At 54.9% G+C, this 9,068-nt stretch carries 8 protein-coding genes and 1 tRNA gene; 2 read left to right on the forward strand and 7 right to left on the reverse strand.

All coding sequences use genetic code 11. From position 1 onward, the window contains the following. A partial coding sequence (locus tag HF921_RS06455) for a coproporphyrinogen III oxidase (RefSeq protein ID WP_215880148.1) occupies positions 1-537 on the forward strand: 537 nt, incomplete at its 5' end. Then, positions 534-1,625, forward strand: a complete 1,092-nt coding sequence (locus HF921_RS06460) for a quinone-dependent dihydroorotate dehydrogenase (RefSeq protein WP_215892613.1) — start codon at positions 534-536, stop codon at positions 1,623-1,625. The genes HF921_RS06455 and HF921_RS06460, both read left to right, overlap by 4 nt. Before the next feature lie 171 nt (positions 1,626-1,796). Here HF921_RS06460 and HF921_RS06465 read toward each other — a convergent pair whose 3' ends face one another. The 7 genes from HF921_RS06465 to HF921_RS06495 form a co-directional block, all read right to left on the reverse strand. Continuing rightward, on the reverse strand, positions 1,797-4,115 hold the full coding sequence (locus tag HF921_RS06465; RefSeq protein WP_215892614.1) for a TonB-dependent receptor: 2,319 nt from the start codon (positions 4,113-4,115) through the stop codon (positions 1,797-1,799). Positions 4,116-4,506: 391 nt separating this feature from the next. Beyond that, the gene (locus HF921_RS06470; RefSeq protein WP_064219034.1) at positions 4,507-6,078 is read right to left on the reverse strand and encodes an alkaline phosphatase family protein; all 1,572 of its coding nucleotides are present in this window, start codon (positions 6,076-6,078) and stop codon (positions 4,507-4,509) included. Positions 6,079-6,128: 50 nt separating this feature from the next. Then, on the reverse strand, positions 6,129-6,857 hold the full coding sequence (locus HF921_RS06475; RefSeq protein ID WP_064219033.1) for a TonB family protein: 729 nt from the start codon (positions 6,855-6,857) through the stop codon (positions 6,129-6,131). A 27-nt stretch (positions 6,858-6,884) separates the two neighbouring features. Next, on the reverse strand, positions 6,885-7,286 hold the full coding sequence (locus HF921_RS06480) for an ExbD/TolR family protein (RefSeq protein ID WP_064219032.1): 402 nt from the start codon (positions 7,284-7,286) through the stop codon (positions 6,885-6,887). Continuing rightward, entirely contained in the window at positions 7,286-7,969 is a 684-nt protein-coding gene (locus HF921_RS06485; RefSeq protein WP_215861863.1) for a MotA/TolQ/ExbB proton channel family protein, read from the reverse strand. Before HF921_RS06485 ends, HF921_RS06480 begins: the two co-directional genes overlap by 1 nt. A gap of 183 nt (positions 7,970-8,152) precedes the next feature. Then, positions 8,153-8,674 (reverse strand): DUF3568 family protein, encoded by a 522-nt coding sequence (locus HF921_RS06490; protein ID WP_064220201.1) that lies wholly within the window; start codon positions 8,672-8,674, stop codon positions 8,153-8,155. Positions 8,675-8,743: 69 nt separating this feature from the next. Next, positions 8,744-8,830 (reverse strand) — tRNA-Leu (locus tag HF921_RS06495). Positions 8,831-9,068: the final 238 nt, after the last annotated feature.

The raw sequence follows: 9,068 nt of genomic DNA on the forward strand, positions 1-9,068 counted from the left end.
GTGTGGTGGTTCGGCGGCGGCGCCGATCTGACGCCCATCTACGGCTTTGAGGAAGACGCCCGTCATTTCCATAGCACCCTCAAAACCGCCTGTGATCGCCATGACCCAGGCTTTTATCCGCGCTTCAAAGCCTGGTGTGACGACTACTTCACCATCAGGCACCGTCAGGAAATGCGCGGTATCGGTGGTATATTTTTCGACGATCTCAATGGCGATGGCGAGCTTCTGCAAGCCTTCTGGGAGGATATGGCCAACAGCTTCCTCGCCAGCTATCTGCCCATTGTCGCCCGGCGCCGGGACCTGCCCTACGGCGAACGCGAGCGGCAATTTCAACTTCTGCGCCGGGGGCGCTATGCGGAATTCAACCTCGTCTATGACCGCGGCACCCTCTTCGGCCTACAGTCCGGCGGGCGCACCGAAAGTATCCTCATGTCCCTGCCCCCCCTGGCGGCCTGGACCTACGACTGGCATGGCGAAGCCGGTAGCCCCGAAGCCCGCCTCAAGGAGGACTTCCTCACACCCAGGGATTGGGCGTGAGCTACGGCCTGCTGCGCCCCCTGCTTTTTACGCTGGATCCGGAGCGCGCCCACACTCTGAGCATCGCTGCGCTGGAAACACTGGGGCGCATGCCGCAAAGCATGGCCTGCCTGACAAAACACTATAGCGTCACCGATCCCCGTCTGGCGCAGGACTTTTGGGGCCTGCATTTTCCCAACCCCGTCGGCCTCGCTGCCGGCTACGACAAGGACGCCCGCGCCGCCGCCGCCCTCCCCGCCCTCGGTTTCGGCTTCATCGAAATCGGCACAGTGACCCCGCGCCCGCAGCCGGGTAATCCGCGCCCCCGGGTCTTTCGTTATCCGGCACAGCAGGCGGTCATCAACCGCATGGGTTTCCCCGGTGAAGGGGCTGCGGCAGTTGCCCGCAGACTGGCGGCGTTACCTAGCCATCCGGTGCCTATCGGCATCAATCTCGGCAAAAACAAGGATACCCCGCTGGAGCAGGCGCAGGACGACTATGTCGCCGCGCTGGAGTTGCTCTTTCACTATGGCGACTATCTCTGCATCAATGTCAGCTCACCCAACACGCCGGGGCTGCGACTGCTACAGGGGGAGAAGGCCTTACGGGGACTGCTCAGGGCAGTTACCGCAGCCAACCAACGTCTGGCCCTGCAGTATCAGCGCGCCCCTCTGCCGCTGCTCCTGAAAATCGCTCCAGATCTGGATAATGATGATCTCAACGCCATCGGTGGCCTAGCCTTAGGCACGGAACCCCTGGTGGATGGTTTTATCGCCACCAATACCACTATAAAACGCCCGGCCACCCAACCCGTGCTCTCCGAAAGCGGGGGCCTGAGCGGTGCACCATTGCTGGAGCAATCCAATGCCGTCATCGCGCAACTCTATCGTGCGACTCAGGGACAGGTACCCATCATTGGCGTCGGTGGTATCCTCAGTGCGGCAGATGCCTATGCCAAGATCCAGGCCGGGGCCAGCCTGTTGCAGGTCTATAGCGGGCTCATTTTCCGGGGACCGGAACTGGTGCGGGAGATTCTGGAAACACTGCCGGAGCTGTGGTTGAAGGATGGTTATCCCGACCTTGCGCACGCACGGGGTAGTGCCGCCTGATGTCCTCTCCGCCACAACATCCGAACGGTTCTTATTGTGCTGTCGTCTCTGATACCGCATCGGCGACCGGGGGTATGGTCAGTGTCGGATGGCAAGAATCCGGTGACCGTAAGGCCACCGGATAGAGGGCTTTTGGAAACCCGCCGCTAACCCGCGGATACCAATCAGACTTCAGAACTTGGCCGTCACGCTGGCACCGGCAAAAGCCGGTGCACTCGCCTGCGCTGTAATGAAGTTTCCGCCATATTTTGCACTCCGCAACTGTTCATATTCATAGGGAATGTAGTTGGCGTTGAAAATGTTATCCACATACAAGTCAATAGTAACTTTTTTCACACCCATATCACCTGGCCGCCACGCATAAGCCAAATTAAGATTGGTGATATTGTAGGGATGCAGGGAAACGCCTGCAGGCGCTCCCTTATTGGTATTGATGTACTGGGAACCGACAACATGGTCGGTAACCCGTGCACTGAATCCGGCATAGTGATAACCCAGACCGAAATTGAGATTGTACATGGGAACATCGCCGACATATTCCCCACTACTGACGGATGCACCATCGGCGGCATCAAAATTCGACGTATATTTAGCATCGGTCAGACTATAGTTGATGAACGCATTCATATTGTAGGGTAATTTAGCGTCCACTGAGGCAGTAACCCCCTGATACAGAGCACTGCCGACATTATACTGGAAGGTCTGTCCCGTCTGGTTATCATAGAAATAACCGAATTTATTGCTGAACATCCGGCGGAAATAAGCCAGTGATGTTTTGATATCACCGAAGTTATAGCGGATGCCCGTATCGATACTATCCACGTACTCCGGTTTGACCAACATTGGCCCAGGCGTTGGTGTAGAGCCTATAACCGCATAATAAGCACTGATATTAGGCACCTTATATACCCGGCCATAATGGAAGTACAAATCTGCATTTTTGGTGGCGAGGAAGCTCACCCCAAAAGATGGCTCCCAGTAGTTAAAGGTGTTACTGACACCACCTCCGTAATTGTAATAATACCCTTCAATATCATTACATGTCGTATCGACCAGGTAATACTTGGCACCCGGAGTGATGATCAGACGATGATTGAACAAAGTGATACGATCCTGTAGGAAGACATCCCCATAATTACGGGTATCATGCTCACTCCATGCGTCATTGTAACCATTGATCATCGGCACAGCCGGTTGGCCATACCAGTACTCTGCCGAATGATCCTTACTGAACATATACAATCCACCGAGTGTGACGGTATTATCCGGCAAGAGGAAGGTCAGAGACGGCATCAAGCCTGCATTACCGAAATTATCGACATAGCGCTGATACTGTGTACCATTATAGCTATTTCCGAATAATGCCGTCGGATTATAGGTATTACTTGGTCGGCCCGTCTTGCTGGGATTGGCATAGCTTTTTAGTGCTGTTGGCAACGGATAACCATCATACCCAGCTTTATAGGCCGCGTTGGCATAGGCCGTGCGGTCGTTGTTATTCTGGGTTATAAAAAACTTGGCTTTGGCCAGCATATTCTGATTCAGAATGGATTTCCAGCCCAAGATAGTGGTGTACGAGCTCGTAGTTGTATGATCATTCCAGATGTTGGGAGCCCACTGAAAACTTCGGCCATATTTTTGTAACAAGGGTAAGGGCACCGTTGATGGTTGTTGGGCAATCTCATGATTGTAGATAGTAATCAGTGAGAGCTGGGACATGCCGTGGTTGTAGGGCTGTACCGCCGCAAAGTAGTAGTTGTTGTTGATGGAGAAAACATGGTTGATAAAGCTGTGGAAAGGGCTGTAATAGTAGTTGGCATAAAGCTTGGTTCCCGTATACGGCAAAGCACCTGAGTTGACACTAAACCCACCGGCGGCACTATCACCGACGCCACCGGAGTAAAGTCCGCCACTACCCGAAACCTCGGCGTAGAATTTTGAAGTGGGCATACGCGGCTTATAATTCAGCGTCGCACCCAAAGCATTGATGCCAGTCTCAGAAGGCGTGTTGGCACCGCTGTAAACTGAGACTCCCGAGAATTGACCCATGCCAATGGGCGTGAGAGCGTGGTCGTCACCCTGACCGTTCGTGCCGCCGCGAAAAGTGTTAATCAGAGGTACACCGTCCAGATTTACGCCAATCTGATCGCTGTTGAAACCCTGGTAGGTAAAGGTGCTGTCACTGGTGGTAAGGTTACCGGGTCCAGTGCTGATTACGGTAAAGCCCGGAACATTGCGCAACACACTCTGAAAGCTTTCATTCGGGCTGGCATGCTTCACCAGTTCTTTACTCAGGGAGCCAGTGCCGCGCTCCGGCGGCGCTTCTTTCTCTACTTCACCAATAGTCACCGGAGCACTGCCACCAATGGGGGCAGTTGCAGCGGTCTCGGCACCGCTGACGGCGGGCGCCGTCAGCTCGGCGTGGGCGAGAACGGGTAAGGCACAGAGTGCCATGATTACTGCGGTGCGCAGAGTTGGGCAATATGCCATGATAATATCCTCATCAGGAGAAAACTTGTCATAAATCCTCTACAACCGCGCAGGATTCTAGCAACACAACATGACATTATTATGAAGTTTTAATGACAAATTTCTGACAAATTACAACGGAATCATCAGACAAGGAAATCATGACGGATACTAAAAGTCGTTGCATTCTTGCCGTATTGCGCAAGAAGCAGAAACGATTGCCCTTGCGCGCTCATCAATAGTGTAATCGAGGTGAGCTACCAAAGGTGGGGGACTACAGAAGCGGACTTGCTGGACGGTATGGCAAAATCAGGGCGTGGCTAACGTATTGGTAGTCGTTATGGCATGCCCAAGGTTGCCGGGCTCTGCCTTCTCGCTATGGAGAAGGCATTAACGTTGCCAGCCTGACCCATCAGATACTGAAGTGCTCAGGTTTCTGATCCCAGTCAAAGGCACCCATCATGTCGTAAGCATCGTGGTCACGGTGGTTGAGGGCCCGCAGACCAAAACGGGTTTCGATGAATTTAAGGATGCTGGCCGTGCTGGCCAGGTGATGGTCCACCAAACCCTGGCGCGCCCAAGGACTGATAAGCAGGGCCGGGGTACGGGTGCCGAATCCGTAGTCGTCCACCACTTTAGGCGGCAGCGAATCCCAGAAGCCACCGCCTTCGTCATAGGTAATGAAGATGGCGGTTTTGTCCCAGGCCGGGCCATCAGCGGCAGCGCGCACTAGTTGCTCCACCCATTCCATGCCATAAACAGGTGCACAGTCGGCCGGATGTTCGTCATGGGCGGCACTGGCCCTGACGAAGGAGACACCGGGCAGTTTGCCAGCACGGGCATCGGCGAGAAAGTCATCACTGTCGCGCATGCGACCGCCCTTCACATATTCTGGCCAACGCGGGTAGTACTGGAAGGGGTTATGGTGGGCTACATACAACTGACCCGTGTCAATCACCGCCGAACCGTCGCCGGGACCAAAAGCGGTCTTGAGCGCCCACGGCTTTACCCGATTCCAGTTTTCGTTATACCAGGCCCAGGATACTTTGGCGCCATCCAGACGGTCACCGATATTGTCGTAGGTCTGTGCCTCCGGGGGTGGGGATATCTTCAAGGCCTTCACGGCATCCGCATTGGTCGGTCCCTGCACCGGCGGCAGATCGTTGACCAAGACTTTTTTGTGGTCATAGGGCAGATCAAAGAAGCTGTGTTCCAGACCGGCGTCTTTCGGATCGAAGGGTGCGCAGACATCCTTTGGCGCATTGGGATAGACACAGGAACGGGCGGCCACCAGATAAAGCGCATTGCCGGTACTGCCGCCGCTCATGGCCTGAAAGAAATGATCAAAGAGCGTGTACTGGTGCGCGACACGGTGATAGAAGGGCAGATCTTCACCGGTATAATACCCCAGCACCGGACCACTGGGTCGAGCCAGGTCAAAGGCGGTTTGCTCCGGGCTCATTTTTTTGAATTCGTCCCGCGACAAAAGGGTTTTGCTACCACCCGCCAGAGCTACGAAACGGTCCATCTTACCGTTATGAACCTCCGCCATCATGCGGAAAAACCGATGTTTTGGATCCCAATGTACATTGCCTTTGGCGGGAATATAGGGCGCCATGTGGAAGGGCTGGTTAGGCAATTGCACGTTCTGAAAACCCGGAATATCCGTAGGTAACGGTAGGTTATCATAAGCGATACCCGCCGGATTTTTCTGCAACCCGAAAAAACGATGATCCAACTGCCCCTGTGCATCTAATAAATTGATAATCTGTTGCCCGTTTTTCGGCTGGAAGGTACCGAAGTAATGATCAAAACTGCGGTTCTCCTGAAATATCACCACCACATGCTCAACTTTTTGACGCAGGAGATTTTCCTCGCTGACTCCCGCAGCTCGTGCCACACCCAGCAGATGCGGAGCAGCGATAACCGCACTGCTCCCCAGTCCCAACTGCTTCAAAAACTGCCGGCGATTTTGTGGCCCCATAGAAAACACCCTCGTTCATCTCAATCACCCATGAAACTATCACACCAGCGCTACGAGGAGTGGCTTGATAAATGTACCTCCACATTAAAATTGCTGGCATGCTTCGGCATATTCTTGGTAAAGGGCGGATAAGTACCCTCTTCCACCGATTTCAGCGCCGCCTTATCAATTGGTCCCACACCACTGGATTGGGCAATTCTCGCCCACAGTAGTCGGCCCGATGGCGTCAGCCGGAAGGTGATCACGGCGGTGCCACTCAAATGCATCAGCCGGACGGCCTCCGGAACATGCGCATCGGCCTGAACACGGGTGCGCACCATGCCAGCGTACTGATCTATAGCCGCCTCACGCGCAGCCATGCTTGGCGCCGGAGGGGGTGGTGGCGGTGGCGGCGTGGTTACCGGCGGGCTAGGCGGTACCACTGGTGCCGTAGGCAAGGGTGTTTTGGCCATCAACGGCTTGGGCGCAGGCGCGTGATGCACTACCGGCTTCGGCCTCGGCTGCGGAATGGGATGAGGTAGCGGCTTAGGCACCGGCTTCGGATGCACTACCGGCTTCGGTGGTGGTGGCACCGGCTTGGGTTTGGGAGGTGCCGGTTGCACCATGTGAATGGCGATAATCTTCTTTACCATTAGCTTAGGTGCTGGTGTATTACTACCCCCCCAAATCAATCCACCTACCAACACTACCTCTAACACTGCACCAATCAACAATGCGCGTCCGAAATGCCCCTTCGGACGTTGTGGTGCCCAGGATGGATCACTGACAATTGTATTCACCGATTATATTCCTCGTATATACTTTTCCTAATTACTCGCTTTCGCGGCAATCCCGATATCACTCACCCCAGCTTTCTGACAGCGATCCATCACATGAACGAAGTTCTGAAAGGGCACTCCCTTGTCGGCAACAATGGTGATCTGAGTCTTGCCGGGATCGCTATCAGAGGCAAGCATTTCCTGCAGGCCGCCGAGATCATAGCGATGACCCTTTACATTCACTGAGCCATCCTTATCGATATTGATGGTGTAGTGCGGATGCGGAAGCTGCTGTGCCCGACTAGCGGTCGGGAGTTGTAAATTCAGCCCCTTATCGGGGATCATTTGCAGAGTAATCATGATAAAAAACACCAGCAGGAAAAGCATGATATCAATCATGGGGATGATCTCCACCCGGCCCTTTTTCTGCTCGAAGTAACGGCGCTCCATCAACTGGCCCTTGCCACAGACAGCACTTCACTGCGCTGCTTACCGCTGTCGTCCGGCGTGATCATGGGCTGACCATCCATCCGATTGAGCAGCATGGTCTTTACGGAATCCAGTTGCAGAAGAATCTGTCGCACCTGATTGTTGAAGGCATTGAAGGCGATCAGGCCGAGCATGGCGATAAACAGGCCGGTTGCCGTGGCGACCAGCGCGTCAGCCACACCGCCGGTGACCGCCGCGGGAGCGTGTCCTGGCGCGGCCAGCACCGAAAAGGCGTGGAACATGCCGATAATCGTGCCGAACAAACCCAGCAGCGGCGCCAAAGTGATGATGGTGTCCAGCAACCACAGACGGCGATCCAGTTGCGGCGCCAATACCAGCACGCTTTCTTCCAGACGGCTGGCGAGGGCTTCGCCCTTGACCTGTCCGTGATGGGAAGCGGCCATTCGCAGCAAAGCGGCTTCGGGCAGATCCCCGGCGCCTATGGTCATTTTACTAAGCGTTTCACGATCCAGTCGACCATGGCCACCCAACTCCTGCACGAACACCAGCCCACGCAAAATGGTGCGCCGCAGGTACCAAAAGCGATCCACTATCACCGCCAGTTCAAGCAGCAGCAGAGTACCGAGCACGTAAAGAACGCCATCTGAATAGTTGGCGAGATGAATGAGATATTGCGGGTTCATGGTAGCCCCTCTATCAACCGAAAGGACCACCATAGCAAATCAATGTGACAGTTTTATGAACCTTTTATGACGTTTTTATATCAATGTCATTTTTCTTGTTACGCAGATCAGCTATATTAAGGCGTTAGGGCGCCATCTCCAACAGCACGCAACCCGAATCCAGTCATGGAATAAAGAAGTGGATTACTGTAATGGAATTGTTTGCTGCTCAGGCTGCTGTGGCGCCGTTGGCTGGCTGCTGGCCGAAGGCGGCGGCAACCCCGTCCCCGCCGGGGCTTCCGCGCTGGCAGCCAATCCCAGCCGCTGCGAAAGCAGTTTTTGAAACTGCAAGGACAGCGGCTTATCACCCAAAGTCCCAATGCGGATATTGGCCTTGGTAACATCCGTTGCCATGGAGGTTAGCGTCACCTTAGCCGTCTGTCCATCCTGGGTGGTACCTTCAAGCAAAAGCTTAGAAGGACTCTTGTGGATTTCACCGTTATAGCGAATGTCCATTTCTCCGAATGCCGCCCGGGATGCCGCACTGACCCGACTCACCGAAGTCGGGTAGAACGCGTAGAAATTGGCGACCCCGCCGTTCTCCGCGTAAGCCACCGCCCCGCCGCCAGCTCCGGCTGCAAGGAGCGCCACACACCCGCCAAGCGGTAGCGTTGCCACCACGCCTGCTGCCACCGCTAACCACGCCAACCGCCGCTGCATCGCCATGCCAACCCCCTAGCTCCGTGAAAAAACGGTTACAAAAAAACCCGGCAAAACCGGGCTTCTTCAGCTTTTTGGTACCGAGAGTCGGACTCGAACCGACACGATGTCACCACCACCGGATTTTGAGTCCGGCGCGTCTACCAGTTCCGCCATCCCGGCAAAATACCAGCGTATATACTAAAGGGTCTGCCTGCCCTAAGCAAGACCGGACAGGCAATCAAAGATTAACGCCATCCCCAGCCTGGGCCTCCCCACCAACCCCAAGGTCCCCAAGGACCGCCACCCCAGCCCCCGTTAATAAAGACCGTACTCGTGGCGGGCTCACGTACTTCCAACGGCCACAAATACACGGTACCGGCCCGCAGTCGCGGGTAAGGATACTCATACCCTCCAATCT

This window comes from Acidithiobacillus ferriphilus (assembly GCF_018854775.1).
Lineage (GTDB): Bacteria > Pseudomonadota > Gammaproteobacteria > Acidithiobacillales > Acidithiobacillaceae > Acidithiobacillus > Acidithiobacillus ferriphilus.

Coding starts and splice junctions, on each gene's coding strand:
- HF921_RS06465 (WP_215892614.1), bottom strand. CDS start 4,115: ATGGCATATTGCCCAACTCTGCGCACCGCAGTAATCATGGCACTCTGT.
- HF921_RS06470 (WP_064219034.1), bottom strand. CDS start 6,078: ATGGGGCCACAAAATCGCCGGCAGTTTTTGAAGCAGTTGGGACTGGGG.
- HF921_RS06480 (WP_064219032.1), bottom strand. CDS start 7,286: ATGGAGCGCCGTTACTTCGAGCAGAAAAAGGGCCGGGTGGAGATCATC.
- HF921_RS06485 (WP_215861863.1), bottom strand. CDS start 7,969: ATGAACCCGCAATATCTCATTCATCTCGCCAACTATTCAGATGGCGTT.
- HF921_RS06490 (WP_064220201.1), bottom strand. CDS start 8,674: ATGGCGATGCAGCGGCGGTTGGCGTGGTTAGCGGTGGCAGCAGGCGTG.